Genomic DNA, 16,696 nt, shown 5'->3' with positions numbered 1-16,696 from the left:
TGGAGAAAATAATGATTATTTTTTTGAAAATGACTGCTGATAGGTGTTGTCTAGAGAACGGATTAACAGGGTGAGGTATAAACGAAAGAGCAAGTAAACTCATTTAGTCTTATATTCTACTGGATCAAAAGTGCACGTGTCGAATGCTGTCGAATGATTGCTTAGCAAAAATTAAAAAAAAGATTTCCTTATCCTCAAAAAGTACACCGAAACTAGGAGAAAAACTCTTTATAATTTGTACGTATTAAATGAATAAGGAGGAAGTAATTTTGAAAAAATGGAATGGACTTATTTTGGTATTCGTCTTGATTCTTTCACTTGTGCAACCGCATGTCGGTTATGCGGAGGATTCACTCGTCTTAAATGGGAAAGTCAGCGGGCAAATCGCTGATGAAACGAATCGACAAGTATTTAAAATTGAATTGACTCAAAAAGGGTTGTTATTCATTGACTTGAAATCGTGGATTGATGTCGTAGAATATCGAGTATTTGACGAATCAGGTGAAGAATTTACAAATCGCTATGTCTACAGTGACCCAGTGACACCAAAGACAGATACGGTTTATTACGATTTAGAAGTAGGAACGTATTATGTAGAACTCGAACAATATAGCAAAGGCACTAACGGGAAATTTGAGATTAGTACGTTATTCACGCCATACAATACGAATGATATTGAACCTAATAACGGGACGGAACAAGCGCAAAATCTATCCTTTAACAAAAAAACAAAAGGATTCATATCGCGTCAAGACGAGAACGATGTGTACCAAGTGAAATTGCGGAGAGCAGGGAGACTTGAAATTGATTTCACTTCTCTAATTTTTACGCATGCTGAATTTTATCTAACGGATGAATTCGGCAAGTTGATTGATAGACAGACCGTAAACAGCGAATGGAAGACACCCGGTGTTTATAAGAAATCTGTCGACCTGGAGCCGGGAACATATTATATCGAAATCGAGTCTTGGGATGCGCCACGGATGACAGGGACATATGAGTTGTTTGCGAAATTCCAAGCAGCAAATAATCAAGAAAAAGAATCGAACAATGGGATTACAGAGGCGATGCCACTTGCATTTTATAGACCACTCACCGGTTTCTTAGCTTGGAACGATATTCAAGATTTTTATAAAATCGTTCTTCCAAAAGCAAGTAAGGTGACGTTGGATGCCCAATTGTATGTGAACAACAATACAGATGTCGAAGTGTATGATCAACGCTTTAACCAAGTACATTACAATCAAGTGACGAGTTCCTCAACTACGCCAAAACGCTACACGGAGTCATTTGCTCTGAAAGCTGGTACATATTATGTGGCTATCAAAGCGTGGGATGAACGACGAGATACAGGGAAGTATGTTCTCCAAGTCAAATCAAGTCATTTGTTACCCCCATTAACTGTAAACACTGTGACCACAAAATCGACAGCCATAACAGGAAAGACTGAAAAAAATGCGGTCGTATCATTTAAAGTGGGTAAAAAAACTTATACCCGCAAGGCGGATAGCAAAGGAAATTATTCGTTTAAAATCAGTAAACAAAAAGCAGGAAGCATCATCAATGTGTCAACAAAAAACAAATATGGTACGACAGCTAAACGCATCGCAGTTAAGAAATAAGTTTAGATGTGACGAAGGCAAAAATAAAAGTAGTTCATCTACGATATCAGGATATGTAAATAAAGTTAATTATAAAAAGACAAAACGGCTTGAATCCTTCAGTTGAAAGGATTTAAGCCGTTTTTCTTCACTTCCATTATGGATTCTGTCTAGTTGACTGGAAACAGACTTATTTTCACGCAGTTTGTTTTCGCTGTTGCTGTTCTTGTCGTCGACTGATGATTGAACGTCCAAGCTGAATTCCTGGTCGCTCGATGACCCGGTATGTGACAGACGCAATCACGCCCGAGACGACGAGCGTCACGAGGAACGTCAACATCCATACCGTCGTCACGTTATATTGCTGGGTCCACGTCTCGTTGAAGAGATGATTGACCCAGTCGAGGACGAAAAAGTGGACGAGGTACAGGCTGAAGCTGATATGCCCGATGTACTGCATCACCGGATGATTGAGGATACGTCCCCGAATGCCGGATAAGCCGAGAGCCAACAGACAAAAGGCGAGACCGAACAGCGCATGTTTCGGAAATGCGCTATAGACATCATATGGAGTAATCCCGAGTATGATAAGTAACGCAATCGATCCGAACGTCATCGCATAGTGCGTTCGCACGGACCACGATTGGTCGCGCCACACGAGATACAACGTGACCCCCATCAAGAAGATCGGCAGCTGGTTCGGGAACCAATAAAAGGCGAAACTCTTCACGTCCATGAATGGCTGACGCTGTTCGGTCAGGAGGTGCAGGACGATGCTAAGTACGAGCGTCGACGTTGTCCACAAGATCCCTTGACGCGCTGTCTTGATCCATTTGAACAGGAACGGCACACATGCATAAAATAAAAATTCGTTCGAGATCGACCAACCGCCCGGCACGAGACTGAATAACCACTCGGGATGCAGGACGTTCGTGAACGTCAACGTCGAGACCAAGAGGGAAAGTGTCACGTCTGGATAAGTCGTCGAAACCCCGATGAATTGATTGATTAGATCAAAACTTAAGTAGAAGAGCAGTGCGGCGTAAAACATCGGTGCGATCCGGAAGAAGCGCTTCGTGTAGAAGTCCTGAAGCGGAATCTGGCGCGATACCGTATAGCGCTCCAATGAATAGAACAACGTGAAGGCGCTGACGATAAAAAAGAGTTGGACGCCGCGCGACCCTTGTATCCCGATATGGTATAACCAATCGGGCAATTGTTGAAGGGACCGTGTCGAGTGCGTCAACACGACCCCGAGGATGGCATAACCGCGAAGGGCATCTAAAAAACTGAGCTTCTGCAACTGATGTAATCTCCTCTATACATTCCTATTTTTCTTTTCGTCAAACAATCTATCACGGTGTTGACTGTGTGTCTATTTGATTCAGACACTTGTGTTGAAACTGTAAAATATACTTCTCGTTAAATTGGCACGCGAATTTGTCTCGTCTCTTTGTTCGAGAGCGTATAGGTCACGATGTAGCTCGAACCGGACACTTTCACACTGGCCGACCGAATCGTCGTCTTCGACTGGTCGAGTCGGATGAGCGTGAGGTAGCGCACGTCTTTCCCGATATTATACGAGATGACTTGTGGACGCGGCTTCCATTCGTAATCCTCGACGGCGACGAAGCTCGTGCTGTTGCGCATCGATGAATTTTTAAGGTTCAGCTGCATGAGCTGGATCGTTCGTCCGTTCGTATCACCATAGACGACGTTCTGAGTCGCCATCGAACTCTGAAGGAGTTTCAGACCTTCGGCGAGATGGAACCGCTGCACGAACTTCGTGGTTGCGGGTGAACTGATCCGGTCGTAGACGATGAGCGTCTGTTCTCTGTCGTAGACGAGCGTCCGTCGATGCGTCGCCCCGTTCCCGATGAGCTGGCTCTCCCCAATCGTAAGAAGGGTCGAACCGAGATTTTGTACGGTCTTGATGTTGCTCTTCCCACGCATCGTGGAGCGGAGGTCGAGATTCGCCCCGTCACGGTGGACGGTATTATGGGCATCGACACCGAAGACGCGCTGACGTTCGGGGCGATTCGTATAGCCGTAGCGACCCGTCTCGATGATGAAGTCGCGGCCGAGTCCGTACAGGTCGATGCTCAAGTCATCGGCATGCTTGTGGGCACTGCTGTGATAACCAGCCGTCATCATCACCTGGGTCGCCTGATTGAACGCGCGAGGTGGAGATGCCCAGTATTCGCGCATGAAGCTATATTGGTTGCTGATCCGTTTCGCCGTGACCGGTGGGCGTGTCCCTTCCTTCCCTTGGGTGAGGGCGAAAACGAGCTCGGGGAAATCCTCGATATGCGGAATGATCGAGGTGTTCCGTCTGACACCGGACGTGTCCCCAAAGATCGGGAGTGTCCCGTTCGGTTTGATCATATACGTCAGTTGCTTCGGCATCTGTTCGACCCGTGCCATGCTCGAAGGGAGTGAGAAACGGTTCGCTTCTGCCCAGATGAGGAAGCGGTCGAGCACATGATACATATAGGATTGATAGCCGGGTGAATGCTCGAGATGGACGGCGTCCGACGTGATGCTGTGGCGGATCTGTTTGTCGAGGCGGCTATCTGCGAGCGTCTTCCACGTTCTGCTCCGGTCGAACTGTGGGAACGTTTGCGCGATGGCGGTGAGCGCCATGTCTTGGAATATCCCATGATTGTGATCATTTTTATAGAAGCTAGACGTCGCGAGTAACGTGCCATGGTCGTGGAGCGTCCGCAACATCAGACCGGTGAACGCCGTATCTTTATAGAGCGAAGAAGATTTATAGGCATCCCAAAAATTCAAGAGATGGAACGTCCGGATCGACGTGCCGTGGTCGTTATATGGCCAACGGTACTGTTTGTAGTTCGCAATCGGATGGGCTTTCGTCCAACTTTTAACGACCCGTACCCCGTACTTCAAATAAGCGGTATTTCCGGTCTCGTTATATGCCTGGGTCAATTGATTGAGCACCGTCAAATAATGAATTTGGAACGGATAGGAATTGCTCGACGAGCTCGGGATGTCCCGGTGCCAGTTAAACGTATCGACGTTCGGGACGGACAATTGATATGGTTTGGACGGAATCGACCAATCCCCACGAATCGCACGGTTGGCGTAGTCGACGGCGCGCGCAGGTGTCAATTTTTCATATTCATATGGCGCGTGAAGTGGCATCTGTTTCATATACTCATGCGCGAGTCGTGCCGTTCCACTCGACTTCAAATTCGAAGCGGTGAGTGGGTCACCGAGTAAGAGCTTGGCCTGACTTTTCTTTATGTAGATCTTTTTCGTATGACTCAGTGCGATGTAGTACCAGCCGGACGTACTGACGGCTGTGTAGCGTTTTGTTGTCGAATACGCTGCCACTTTCGTCAATCGACCGTTCTTCATTTCATAGACGGTCGCATTCGGGATGGAGCGGATATCGAAAGGGTTCGTCGCAGCCTGTACGGAGTCTGTCGGGGTCATGCCCCAAGCCCCTACTAAGACGAGGACGAGTAATATTCGTTTCATGCATACACCTCAATAAATTTGGATTTACTTCTTTTTCAAAGTATACCATGAGGTGCGTTTATTCCCTTAATTTTCTATATCATCTTTATTTTAAATGGAGGTAGGTTCAATTTGATTTTGTCCCGACAATTAATGAAGGATTACGACGGATGCATGTCGAGTCCTCATTTGGAAAAATATGATAAAGTGAGGTGAATCGAATGACGTGTATGTCATACGCCAAAGGGGAAGATGTGAATGAAGCACGTTAGTTTGTTTTTGTTACTATTTTTTGTGACGGCACTCGTCATTTACGGGATCTCTCTGACCGCGCCAGGGTTATTAGTACCGATTGTGTATCTGGCTATTGCAGCATTGATCGGAATCATCGTGTACTTACTGAAAGTGTATATCGTAAACAGATAAGAACGATTCCGCGTCGATCGGAGGTGGTCTGGTCCCGTTCAAGCAGAAACCGATTTCCCATACGAAGAAGACCGACCTAATTCACAGGTCGGTCTTCTTCGTATGTTCTTTAATCCAACGTCAACCGTTCCACGGCATCGCGAAGATGATTCTCGCGGACGCGGATGTACCGACGTGTCGTCTTCGGCTCGGAGTGGCCAAGTAATTCAGATAACGTCGTCTCCATGACCCCTTTGTCATAAAGGTGCGTCGTAAACGCATGGCGGAGCGTATGAGACGTGACAGGATAGCCGAGCACTTCTGTGGCAGCCGTCGTCAGGTGACGATTGATGGTCGTCTTACAAATCAAGGCACCTCGTGCAGACGGGAACACATAGGGTGAGTCGACGGGACGTCGCTCCTCATCGAGATAGGTGGAGAGGACGGAGTGAATCTTGTCATTCAACGGGATTCTCCGGGGCTTTCCCGTCTTTGATTCTCGGACATAGAGTAACCGCTCCTGCAAATCGATCGCATCGAGTTTTAACAGCCGGACCTCGTTGATCCGCATACCCGTATGGAGCTGAACGGTTAAAAACGTACGATACAACGGGACGTCGATGGCATCGATGACAGCGGACAATTGTCTAGGGGAGGGGATCTCCGCTGAATGGCGCTCGGTCACTTTCACCCGTAACTGATGAAAGGGGTTATGGGTGACGAGATGCTCGGCGATGGCCCAATCGTATAAGCCGCGAAGAGCGCTCAAGTAGTTGTTGATGGTCACCGGTTGACAGCCTTCCGAACGGAGCGTGTCGATATACGGCATGACGTCTTGCCTCGTTTTTAATTCGTCGAGCGTTCTGCCTTCTCCCATGATGGCTTCGAATCGGGCAAACTTATAGGTCGCCTGGCTGACCGTGTTGTCCGATTTTCCGGTCATGCGTAAATAGTGGATGTGCTGGGCGACGGCGTCTTTCATGTGTAAGGTCATCTTCCTGTCTCCTCTTACTCGTTGTCCTCACGGAGCATCCGTTGCAGTTCGGCCTTATAGGCGCGTAGTCGACTCGGCGAGTACCCGAGCGATGCCTCGGTCCCGTGAAGCATATGGCAGAGTAAGGTGAAATGGCGATTTGGTAAAGTGTATCGCTTGTCGTCTAGCCAAAGCGAGAGGGGCACTTCGCGCTGGTCGACTTGTTCGGGGAGTCGTTCGCTCGCGACCTCGTGTTGGAGCGTCTTCGCCTGTTTGGCCCGTTCGTTCAGGATGGCCCCGCGGATACGGATGAAACAGTACGTTTTTCCTAACGTCTTGCCGTCTTGAAGGGCACGCCATAGGGCGATTCGTGCCGTTTGGGCGGCATCGTCGACTTCGTTCGGATGGAGATGGAGCTGTCGGATGACGTAAAAGATCATCGGCTCCCACTCTTTGATCTGTTCGTTAGCATCTGGCATGGTGGGCTGCTTTCCCGCGCGCGTCTCAAGTTTCCTAGGTGGATACAGCATAATGGTTGTTATGCAGATTTCGCACCTCACGAACGTTGAAATTTCGTCAGCCCAAATCAGACACAGCACGGAAATGCTGTATGGCACAACCCGTATCCCTTATCCATCGGAAGCATCGATTCTCTATAACAACCATTATAGGAGGATGTCAGGTGATGATTTGATCAAGAGGTAAATGATATCCAAGTTTTAGTTGTTTAGCATTCGTTTAATGGATATAATTTACAGAGTGAAATCAAACCGGAAATGTGAGGAAAATCATGAAACCTTTGTATAGACGATTATCCATCGGGATGTTGAGCGGGATGCTCCTGTTCGCACCGATGACGACGGCTTCGGCCAACTCGGACTTCAACGTGCGCGTCGCTCCCTCGACCACGCTGCACCAAATGAAGGGGAAGAAACTGGTCCCACTACAGAAGACGAACACGACGAAAGAATACCGCATCGTGCGCCCGTCCGGTTGGTATTACCTTGCCATGTCCGGCGGCAAACGGATCTATATCAAGAAAAGCCAGGCGGAGGTCGTTCCGGCCCGTTCTTTGACGAAAGCACGCATCCAATCGAAAACGAACCGTCCGCTCGTCCATACATACATGGGGCAGACCGAGTCCCATATCCCGTATGAATATGACCGACTGTCGACAGAACAGGCGAAACAGTTCGCCGATCGGGCGCTCGCCGGCAACTGGTATATCCCGACGAAACCGAACAATCTGTCGGTCCCAAACATCGACACGTTCAACTGGCATAAGGACGTCCCGGCCGTGGACAGCAACTCGTTCCCGTTCCAGCTCCACTACTTGACGGTCCTCAATCAGTTGACGCAAGCGTACAATGACACGGGTGACCTCGCCTATCTGAAATATGGCGAACGACTAATCAAAAGTTGGACGAAGGCACACCCGGCCTATAACTACAAACGACTCAAGTGGGGATACAATGACCAAGGAACGGCGATTCGTGTGTTCCATTTGTTGAATTTCTGGGATGTATATAAAGAGACGTCACTCTATCGGGACCCTGCCTTCACCGAGCTCATGTTGAAAACATTGTATGAGCATGGGGAGATCTTGGCATCGTCCGACTTCTACAAACCGAAACATAACCACGGTATCTTCCAAGACATGGCGCTCACTGCCATCGCCCAGACGTTCCCTGAGTTTGACCGGAGTAAGGTGTGGCAATCGACCGCCAGCGCGCGGCTCCAGGCGCAAATCGCCCACAGCATCTCGCCGGAAGGGGTCCACCTTGAACACTCACCTCGATATCACGTGTATGTGTATCATACGTTGTCGCGCTTTATCGAATGGGCCGAGGCTAACCAGTTCGTTCTGCCTTCACGCTCGGGCTATATCGAGAAGATGCCGGATCAGCTCACCTACATGTTGAAGCCGAATCGGACGCTCCCGATCTTCGGTGACACGACCGGGCACCTTCAAGGGATGAACATCATTCCAAAGACGAACGAATATCCGGAGCTCAGTTTCGCAGTGAGCGGAGGAGCAGAGGGCGTGGCACCGACCCTGTTGACGAAGCAAATCGGGGATCAATACAGCTTCATGCGCGAATATTGGTCACGTCCACCTGAGGCGTTCTCGGGTGCGACACAAGTGATGATGACGGCAGGTTATCATAGCAGTGCCCACAAGCATGCCGATGACTTGAGCATCGACTTCTATGGACTGGCGCGCGACTTCATCATCGAGACGGGTCGCTTCGGTTATTCGGCACGACCGGAACGGAAGGAAGTCTTTAAAGTCGAGGCCCATAACACCGTCCACCGATACGGGGAAAACTTGGATTTAAGCAAAGGCATGATCGGTCGGAGCCGTATCGTGAAGACCGAAGACCGTGGAGAGACAAGCCTCGCCATCGGAGAGAGCGCGTTGATCGGGAAAGGGGCCACGCATCGCCGCACCCTCGTCTATGACAAGGCGAAAACGCTCGTCGTCTACGACCGCATCACCTCACCGAAGCCGGACATGTTCGTCCAGCGCTTCCACCTCGGAGAGGGTCTGAAGCTATATAAAGGGACGACCGAGGCACAGAACGTGACGTTCCGAGACAGCCGGCGTCGATCGATTCAACTGATGCAGCTCGAGACGGACGAAGAGTCATATATGTCCGTTCAACCAAGTCATCTCTCGGTCCGTGATGCGGAGTGGACGCTTCGCGACCAAGTCGTCTCCATTGAATACGGTACGGACGTGCGTTACATCACGCTCATGCGGATCGACCGGACGAACACCTCGATTGTCGACACGGCGGTCAAGGAACAAGCTAATCAGTATGAACTCACCTATACACTTTCCAACGGCGAGACCCATACTCTCGACGTTCCAAAATGATTGAAGCCTGGCGACTGCCAGGCTTTTTTACGTGGACGATGAGAGTAGTTGTTGAATCCCACCATTTGCTAAGGTAGAATTTTCAAGTAGAACAACTGACAAGTGAGGGAACGAATGGAACATTCACATGCAAAACAGATCGTGGCTCAACTTCGGGGTTCGCTCTCGGGGAAAGCGAGCGATGGTTGGGACGTCGTCATCTCGGCAGGGACGATGTGCTATCAATGGAAGGGAAGACGAATGGTGCCAGACAGTCGGCTCGAGACGACCGAGACGGTACGGCTCATCCGTCCATACGGTCGATATTATATTGTCCATAGAGAAGGAAGGGAAGCACTCGTCCGCGCGACGGATGTGATGCTCCTCATGACCGAACCCCTCTCGAAAATCAAATTGACGGACAAGATGGAGCGACTGCTCGTCCGTGACTATATGAAACAAAAGCGCACATTCGCTTCGTACCATTATGAACAAATCCGTGATGAACAGGCGGTTCATTTTGCGGAAGAGACGTTGAACGGAAGATGGTATATCCCATCGCTTCCGCATACATTGGCCGTCCGTGATGTTCGGACGTTCGATTGGAACAAAATGTTACCACCTGTGAACAACAACTCGTTCCTTTTCCAACTCCACTATTTGACGACGGTCAATCAACTGACTCATGCCTATGAGGTGACGCAAGACGAAAAATACTTGCACTATGCACACCAAATCATCGATAGCTGGCAGAGCCATCATCCGCTGCATGGCGGTCCGCGGGGGCGTGTAGCATACCATGCGCACGGTACGGCGATTCGAGTATTCCATATACTCCGTTTCTTTGAAGCGTATCGCCAGGCACCGATCCATCATGATGCCCGTGTGACGTGCCGCTTGTTACATCTGTTATATGAACATGCGACATTACTGGCGACCCCTACCTTTTATCGTCCGCTCCATAACCATGGGCTCTTTCAAGATATGGCACTGTTTGCGATTGCTTCCTGTTTTCCGGAGTTTGATCGCAGTGCGGATTGGAGAAGGATTGCGCGTGCGCGGTTGAATAAGCAACTCGACATTTGCCTTTCGGAGGACGGGACCCATTTGGAGCACTCGCCCGGCTATCACGTTTACGTGTACCATACGCTAAGTCGATTTAGAGACTGGGCCGATTTAAATGGATTCACGTTGCCGGAAGGGATTGGACGCATCGACCGGATGCCAAAGCGCCTCTTGCATTTCATTAAACCGAACCAAACCTTGCCGATCGTGGGGGATACGGGAGGACAGCTTCGCGGAAGCCGTTTAATTCCTCGGATTGAAACGTTTCCCGAACTAGCCTTTGCCATGAGCGGAGGGACACAAGGACAATGCCCAGAAGAACTGCTGGCGAATCTAGGCTCTCAATATGCGGTCATGCGTGAATATTGGCACCATGCGAAGCGTCCGTTTCGTGACGCCACCTATATTCTGATGACAGCGGGATACCATGGGGGTGCACATAAACATGCCGACGATTTGAGTCTCGAACTATATGGATTGGGGCGGGATTTCATCGTCGAGACTGGTCGGTATGGCTATGTGGACGGACCTGAGCGTGCGCAAGCACTACGTGTCGCGGCGCACAATACGGTACATCGACTCGGAGAAGAGCTCGACTTGTCGATCGAGCGAATCGGAGAGAGCGGAATCCTAGAGGTGAAAGAGGCGCGGAAACAGATGACGGCGACCGGAGTGAGCCGCCTGATTGGAAAAGGGGCCATTCATACTCGGCATGTCGTGTACGATAAGGCGCGAACGCTTGTCGTGTTTGATCGGATTGTTGCGCCGGAAGCGGACCTCTTTGTCCAGCGCTTCCATCTGGCACCCGGTTTGGACCTGGTAGCGGGTACACCAGAAGAACACAACGTTCGATTTAAAGATGCCTCGAATCGAGCCATTCAATTCATTCAGCTTTTAAAAAACGAAGAGGCTTATATGGCACTTGAACCGAGCCATGTGTCCATGCGTGATTTGGAGTGGACTCCCCGCCAGCAAGTCGTTTCGATTGAACATGGTAGCGAAGTTCGCTTTTTGACTCTGATTCGACTAGACCGGACCGGGAAGCGTGTCGTCGATACGAAGGTCGAAGAGCGGGATGGGATGTACATCGTCTCGTATTGGATTGAAAACGGGGGAAAGCATGTCATTCATGTGCCGTGTGAGGAAAGTCGTGACGTATAAAGGACAAAACGTCACGACACTCTCACGAAGTGATGTCGTCCTTTACATAATGAGGGAATCGTTTTTTGTGGAAATTGTAAAAACCTTAAAAATCTTCAATTTGTGATTGTTTATTGGACGCGTTTCCGTTACGTTAGAACTAGAGCGATTTGTACATATAAGGGAAAAACGGACGACTTTGGGGTAATCGTGGTAAGTAAAAAGTCGAATGATGTAAGCGCTTTCTCTTGTGTGTCCTCTTCGCAAATCTGAAAGGGGAATTGGACATGACAAAGAAATCATCTCGTAAGTTGTACACGGCACTCGCTGTAGCGGCCGTATCGACTGCATCGCTCGCACCGGCTGTTGTCACGGAAGCTGCGTCAAAAGCACCAGTCGTCAAAGCGAAATCAGCGTATGTGTACGCAGGGGACTTGGATGCTGCGCTCGATGCTACATATGAGGGCGCGCCGATCCATTGGTATAAATCGAGCGTCAACTTGGAGAAATTAGGTACATTCCAAACAGCTAAGGGAATCGTCAAAGGCAAAGGGAAGTACATTGAGAAACGCGTCCGCGTCCTCGATCACCCGATTGCGATTTTACCACCGAGCGAGCCACTCGTGTTCAAACAAGGGAAACCGGCACTTGGCATCGTGAAGCAACAAGTGAAATTCGCAAGTGGGACGTATGAAAAAGCAGTACGTTGGAGCAAAATCGACACGAGTGAAGTCGGCGAATTCGTCGCGACGGCTACATATACAAACCGTGGTAAAACGATCACACTTGAAGTTCCTTATACAGTAGAAGGATACAAGCTCTCGATCATGCACACGAACGACACGCACGCCGCGCTCGATCTCGCACCGAAACGTGCGACAGCCATCAAGCAAATCCGTGCAGAGAAGCCAGACAGCCTCTTGATCGACGCAGGGGACGTCTTCTCAGGATCGCTTTACTTCAACGAGTTCAAAGGTCAAGCTGACCTCAAACTCATGAACTACATGAAATACGATTTGATGGTGCCGGGTAACCACGAATTCGATCTCGGTACGGAGCAAGGACATAAAGAACTTGCTGATTTCGTCCGCTATGCGAACTTCCCGTTCGTCAGCTCGAACGTCAACTATGCAAATGACCAATACATGAAGAGCCTCTACCGTGACGAAGTTTCGCAAAAAGCGTACAACGGTCGTCTTTATGAAGGAGTCATCAAAGTAGTGGATGGCGAGAAGGTCGGATTCTTCGGTTTGACAACAGAAGAGACGGCATCCATCGCTAGCCCAGGCCCAATTGAATTCCAAAACTACATCGCAGAAGCACAAAAAGCAGTCGACGCGTTCAAAGAGATGGGCGTCGATCAAATCGTAGCAGTCTCGCACCTTGGGTATAACGATAACCCAGCGTTCGATAACGATTTGTTGCTTGCTGAAAACGTAGATGGAATCGACATCATCGTCGGTGGCCACACGCATACTCGTTTGAGCGCTCCGGTCCTCATCACAGAAGGAAAAACAGAGCCAACGGTCATCGTTCAAGCGGACCAATACAGCAATTTCCTCGGAACGGTTGATGTCGAGTTCGACAAGGATGGAAAAGTCATCAAACATGCGGGCAGTTTGATTGATGTGAAGGCACTTCAACCAGATCCATATGCGGTAGAATTGCTCGCACCATTCAAAGATGTCGTGGATACAATCAGCCAAGACCCAATCGGTGTCTCACTCACAGCTCCACTCGATAACCCACGTGACAAAGGTGACGAAACAGCACCGAGTGTCCGTAAAAATGAAACAGCCCTCGGTAACTTGATTACAGACGGTATGCTCACGAAAGCGAAAGAGTATGATTCTGCTGTCATCGGTGCTGTTCAAAACGGTGGTGGAATCCGTGCATCAATCGATGCAGGTCCTGTCACGACAGGTGAAGTGTTGACGACACTTCCATTCGGAAACACGCTTGCCATCATGGACTTGAAAGGTAGCGAATTAAAAGCTGCTTTCGAGCGTAGCGTTGGCATTTACCCAATCGAGAACGGTGGATTCCTCCACGTATCTGGATTCAAAGTATTGTTCGACAGCTCAAAACCGGCTGGTGAGCGCATCGTTAGCTTGCAGTACAACAACGGCACAGAGTTTGTCGATGTCGAAGACGCGACGAGCTACAAAGTCGCAACGAACTTCTTCACAGCGCAAGGTGGAGACAACTATGTTGAGTTTGAAACGGCATTCAAAGACGGTCGCGTCAATGACCTCGGTCTCATCGACTGGGAAAACTTCCGCGATCACTTGATCAGCCTCGGCGAAGAAGTCACACCTGCTGTTGAAGGACGTATCGTTGACGTCAACGCAGCTGAATAAGACAATCATTGGTTGCTTTCGGACGGATCCAGGAATGGGTCCGTCTTTTTTATAGGAAACTCAGGCGTGTACATTTGTCATCAAATTGCGACCGACATATAACTCTGTTAAGATACGATAAGATGAAGAAATACTGATTACTTAAAAAAGGTGGAGCGGACGTATGGATGTAAAAGCGACGCTGCGCGATGTGCAAGCGCACATTGCGTGGTTGAAAGAAGAAAAAGAACGGGTCGACCGGAGAGAAGCATTGAACGGAGATGACTTGATCACCCTTGAGGACCTTCCTTCATTGTCGAGACAGGCACAACGCCCGCGTCTTGACGATAAATTGTTTGAAGAACAGCAAGCTACCTTAAAAACGGAACTCGAATCAGCTCGAGCGCGACTCCCGAAACAAGATGTGACTCGTATCGCATCGAATGGGAGCAATTTTTATGAGAAGGCGGACGTACAAGTGGCATTCGTCGGTCCGGTCAAACGAGCGAAAGAGTTAGAGCGGCTTTGTCATGTCCATTTATTTGAGAATGTGACAGGCTTCTTAGAGCTGGCTGAAATCGAAAAGATTGATTTCCTTCTCATCTCGGCCGCGCTAGTGGAAGATGAGACGACCGCATTCCACCACATGGGCTCACCGCGTTCGCACTCCCGTCACTGGTTGGAGAATTTGATTCGCAAAGCCAAACAAATTGATGTTCGTGTCGTGTTTGAAACTACTCTCGATACGAATCACTACGATCGTTTCTCCTCACTCGCCGCTCAGTGTGACTATATCTTTACGGCAAACGAGGAGCGTGTGACGGATTATATCGAAGAAGCCGGACATGAGCGCGTTTTTGTCATCCGTCCGGGAATCGACCCACTTCGCTTCAATCCAATCGGGATGACGCGTGTTCAGTCGGATTCGGTCGTCGTCACGAACCGTTTCCCGGTACAACGTTTCGCAAAAGACTTGGAGACGCTCGCACAAGGTGTTCGTGATGCGAATAAGTCTCTTTATGTGATTCGCGAAGCGGATGAATCGAAGGTGTCGTTCGCACCGAAATCACTTCAAGATGTCCTCGTCCATGGGGACCAAGAGGAGATCGAGGCGTTGAAAGAAACCTCGAACTGGATTCTTCACGTCAATGAAGTGAAAAACAGTCCGACGATGAGTGCGCAAGCCATCTATGAGGCACAGGCACGGGGACAACTCGTCTTGACGAACTACAACGTGGCCGTCAACAACGACTTCCCGAACGTATTCATCGCGACGAGCGCATTGGATGCACAAGGGATTTTAGAAATGTTCGATACAGACGAAGAGCGTCTCGAGCATCAACTATCTGGTGTCCGCACCATCTTCTCGAACCATACAATTTATGATCGTTTCAACGAAATGTTATTCGTTCTCGGCATTCACCACGAAGTCCGTCGTGACGTCCTCGTCATCGGTCGCGGCGACGTGACGGCGACACGTGAGCAGTTCGAGCGCCAATCGTATCCGCATAAACGTTTTGTCGCAGAAGCGGATTTACAAGAAGTCGATTTACGCACAGCCGACTTCGTGACGGTATTTGACGACCGTTATCACTACCTCGACTATTATGTAGAGGATATGGTCAACGCCTTCAAATACACGGACGTCGCTTTCGTGACGAAAGGGCAGGACGTTGTACATGAATTCGTAGAGGGATACGATGACGTCGCATTAACGATGTTTGCGGCAAGCCACCTGTCGCTTGAGACGCTTCGGGACGACCAGCATATCGAGGGACAAGGCTATGCCATCGATCATTTCGAGCTGCTCGCGGCAGATGACGTACTCGTCCCGAACGAACCGGGCGACTATGCGCTTTCAATGATCGTCCCGATTTATAACAACGGTCGTTATCTCTACAACAAATGTTTCTCTAGTCTTCGCCGTAGCTCGATGTTTGAAGACATGGAGATTTGGCTCGTCGACGACGGTTCGACGGACCAAGAGACAATCGGCTATATCGAACGCCTCGTGCGGAAGTATCCGAACGTCTACACGTACTCATTCAACGACGGAGGCAGCGGCAGTGCGTCGCGCCCGCGAAACAAAGGCGTCGAATTGGCAACGACACCGTACATCGCTTTCCTTGACCCGGACAATGAAGCGGTCAACGACGGCTATGCGGAACTATTCCGTATCATGAAAGAGAATGACGCGCTTGACCTCGCAGTCGGAAGTATGTTGAAGCTTGCGAACCGTGAGGCCATGATTGAGCTAGACGGCCTTGAAAAAGATGGTGTTCGCGTCATCGAAGACCCGAGAGCGTACTTGCTCGAGCACAACTTCAAGGTACAGAGTATCCAGACGATGGTCATCAAAAAAGACTTCATCCAGAAGCACGATTTGAAACAGGTCATCGGTGCGGTCGGGCAAGACTCGCTCTTCTTCCAAGAGATGTTCCTCAGCGCAGGACGCGTCGCTCTTCTCGACTTGACGATTCATGATTATTACGCGGCTGTCGCCGGTTCGACAGTCAACACGATCACGAAGAAGTACTTTACGAAGTGTGTCATTCGGGAAACGGCACGGGCAAAAGCATTCGCCCGGGAAGGTGTACTCGATCAATACCGTTCCACACGATTCGAACGCTTCTTCTCGATGTGGTATTTGGTCTTCTTACGCCGAAGCAAACCGGAAGAGTTTGTCGACAATGCCGGTATGCTTTATGAAATCATCGAACAGTATCGTCCGATGGAATTAGAGACGCCGATTGTAAAACAATTCGTCGACTTATATGAATCAGGACAAACAGAAGAATTGAAGCGTCTCTACTTTGACGCATACTTGTGA

The 16,696-nt window shown here is 49.4% G+C and carries 10 protein-coding genes; 6 read left to right on the top strand and 4 right to left on the bottom strand.

The genetic code is table 11. The annotated features are described in order from the left end of the window. Positions 1-269: 269 nt before the first annotated feature. Positions 270-1,622 (top strand): Ig-like domain-containing protein, encoded by a 1,353-nt coding sequence (locus tag KNO78_RS08225; RefSeq protein ID WP_214690542.1) that lies wholly within the window; start codon positions 270-272, stop codon positions 1,620-1,622. Positions 1,623-1,797: 175 nt separating this feature from the next. Here the strand turns inward: KNO78_RS08225 and KNO78_RS08220 are convergent, their stop codons facing one another. Together KNO78_RS08220 and KNO78_RS08215 are read right to left on the bottom strand one after the other, a co-directional pair. Then, the gene (locus KNO78_RS08220; protein WP_214690543.1) at positions 1,798-2,904 is read right to left on the bottom strand and encodes an acyltransferase family protein; all 1,107 of its coding nucleotides are present in this window, start codon (positions 2,902-2,904) and stop codon (positions 1,798-1,800) included. Positions 2,905-3,023: 119 nt separating this feature from the next. Then, entirely contained in the window at positions 3,024-5,105 is a 2,082-nt protein-coding gene (locus KNO78_RS08215) for a heparinase II/III domain-containing protein (protein ID WP_214690544.1), read from the bottom strand. A gap of 237 nt (positions 5,106-5,342) precedes the next feature. On the opposite strand from KNO78_RS08215, the gene KNO78_RS08210 reads away from it, so the two are divergent. Next, on the top strand, positions 5,343-5,510 hold the full coding sequence (locus KNO78_RS08210) for a hypothetical protein (RefSeq protein ID WP_159562827.1): 168 nt from the start codon (positions 5,343-5,345) through the stop codon (positions 5,508-5,510). 109 nt (positions 5,511-5,619) lie between these two features. On the opposite strand, the gene KNO78_RS08205 is transcribed toward KNO78_RS08210, so the two are convergent. Further along, complete coding sequence (locus KNO78_RS08205) at positions 5,620-6,483, bottom strand: tyrosine-type recombinase/integrase (protein ID WP_214690545.1); 864 nt, start codon at positions 6,481-6,483, stop codon at positions 5,620-5,622. A 14-nt stretch (positions 6,484-6,497) separates the two neighbouring features. Further along, entirely contained in the window at positions 6,498-6,941 is a 444-nt protein-coding gene (locus tag KNO78_RS08200; RefSeq protein WP_214690546.1) for a sigma factor, read from the bottom strand. Positions 6,942-7,252: 311 nt separating this feature from the next. On the opposite strand from KNO78_RS08200, the gene KNO78_RS08195 reads away from it, so the two are divergent. The 4 genes from KNO78_RS08195 to KNO78_RS08180 all read left to right on the top strand — a co-directional run bounded on the left by KNO78_RS08195 (position 7,253) and on the right by KNO78_RS08180 (position 16,696). After that, on the top strand, positions 7,253-9,343 hold the full coding sequence (locus KNO78_RS08195; protein WP_214690547.1) for a heparinase II/III family protein: 2,091 nt from the start codon (positions 7,253-7,255) through the stop codon (positions 9,341-9,343). Positions 9,344-9,457: 114 nt separating this feature from the next. Next, positions 9,458-11,548 carry an alginate lyase family protein gene (locus KNO78_RS08190; protein ID WP_214690548.1) on the top strand — a complete coding sequence of 697 codons (2,091 nt, stop codon included), beginning with the start codon at positions 9,458-9,460 and terminating at the stop codon, positions 11,546-11,548. A gap of 266 nt (positions 11,549-11,814) precedes the next feature. After that, positions 11,815-13,887, top strand: a complete 2,073-nt coding sequence (locus KNO78_RS08185; protein WP_214690549.1) for a bifunctional metallophosphatase/5'-nucleotidase — start codon at positions 11,815-11,817, stop codon at positions 13,885-13,887. A 163-nt stretch (positions 13,888-14,050) separates the two neighbouring features. Continuing rightward, complete coding sequence (locus KNO78_RS08180; RefSeq protein ID WP_214690550.1) at positions 14,051-16,696, top strand: glycosyltransferase; 2,646 nt, start codon at positions 14,051-14,053, stop codon at positions 16,694-16,696.

This window comes from Exiguobacterium sp. s132 (genome assembly GCF_018617235.1).
GTDB classification, from domain to species: domain Bacteria; phylum Bacillota; class Bacilli; order Exiguobacteriales; family Exiguobacteriaceae; genus Exiguobacterium; species Exiguobacterium profundum.
This window is presented reverse-complemented; position numbering and strand designations above follow the sequence as displayed.

Excerpts from the sequence above, each read along its gene's own strand:
- KNO78_RS08215 (WP_214690544.1), bottom strand. The coding sequence starts at position 5,105 with ATGAAACGAATATTACTCGTCCTCGTCTTAGTAGGGGCTTGGGGCATG.
- KNO78_RS08210 (WP_159562827.1), top strand. The coding sequence starts at position 5,343 with ATGAAGCACGTTAGTTTGTTTTTGTTACTATTTTTTGTGACGGCACTC.
- KNO78_RS08205 (WP_214690545.1), bottom strand. The coding sequence starts at position 6,483 with ATGACCTTACACATGAAAGACGCCGTCGCCCAGCACATCCACTATTTA.
- KNO78_RS08200 (WP_214690546.1), bottom strand. The coding sequence starts at position 6,941 with ATGCCAGATGCTAACGAACAGATCAAAGAGTGGGAGCCGATGATCTTT.
- KNO78_RS08195 (WP_214690547.1), top strand. The coding sequence starts at position 7,253 with ATGAAACCTTTGTATAGACGATTATCCATCGGGATGTTGAGCGGGATG.
- KNO78_RS08190 (WP_214690548.1), top strand. The coding sequence starts at position 9,458 with ATGGAACATTCACATGCAAAACAGATCGTGGCTCAACTTCGGGGTTCG.
- KNO78_RS08185 (WP_214690549.1), top strand. The coding sequence starts at position 11,815 with ATGACAAAGAAATCATCTCGTAAGTTGTACACGGCACTCGCTGTAGCG.
- KNO78_RS08180 (WP_214690550.1), top strand. The coding sequence starts at position 14,051 with ATGGATGTAAAAGCGACGCTGCGCGATGTGCAAGCGCACATTGCGTGG.